This is a genomic window from Streptomyces sp. SID11385 (assembly GCF_010548245.1).
Taxonomy (GTDB): domain Bacteria; phylum Actinomycetota; class Actinomycetes; order Streptomycetales; family Streptomycetaceae; genus Streptomyces.
Window position 1 is genome coordinate 1 of record NZ_JAAGLR010000989.1, and the last position, 684, is coordinate 684.

General features: G+C 77.2%; 1 protein-coding gene. It reads left to right on the forward strand.

Annotated elements, in window-relative coordinates; genetic code table 11:
• Positions 1–293: 293 nt before the first annotated feature.
• The coding region (locus tag G3I42_RS30270) for an RNA polymerase sigma factor (RefSeq protein WP_164290941.1) at positions 294–684 on the forward strand (391 nt) is incomplete at its 3' end.

Genomic DNA, 684 nt, shown 5'->3' on the forward strand with positions numbered 1-684 from the left:
ACCGGGCTCCTCGTGGCGGTCCCCGCGGCCCTCACGGCCTGCACCCTCGCGGCGGCGCTCCTCACCGCGTCGCGGCGGGGCCCCGGGCGGCGCGGGGCCGCGCCGTACGCCGGTCGCTAGGGTTTCCGTACCGGGGCGGGAATCCGCAGGACGTGGCCGCGGCTCCGACGTTCCCGGCCTCCCCGACCCCCGCTCCGCACGCGGCCCGCACGGCGCGTGCGGCCCACGCGGCCCACGTGGCCCACGTGGCGCACGTCACGGGAACCCGGTGCGGGGCGCGGAGAGAACCTGGTGTGAGGGACACAGAAGAGGCGGGTGCTCTGCGCCGTGGCGTACGGGCCGGAGACCGCCGGGCATTCACCGAGCTGTACGAGGACCACGCGCGCGCCGTCTACAACCACGCCCTGCGCCTCACCGGCGACTGGTCGGCGGCCGACGACGTCACCGCCGAGACCTTCCTGACGGCGTGGCGCACCCGGGATCGCGTCGAGCCGGACGGCGGCTCGCTCAGACCCTGGCTCCTCGTCATCGCGACGCACAAGGCCGAGAACAGCAACCGTTCCCGGCGCCGCAAACTCGCCTTCCTCGCGCGCAGCGCGCCCCCGCCGCACGTGCCCGACTTCGCCCCCGAGGCGGCCGGCCGCATCGACGACGCGCGCCGCCTCGCCGCCGTGCACGCCGCGC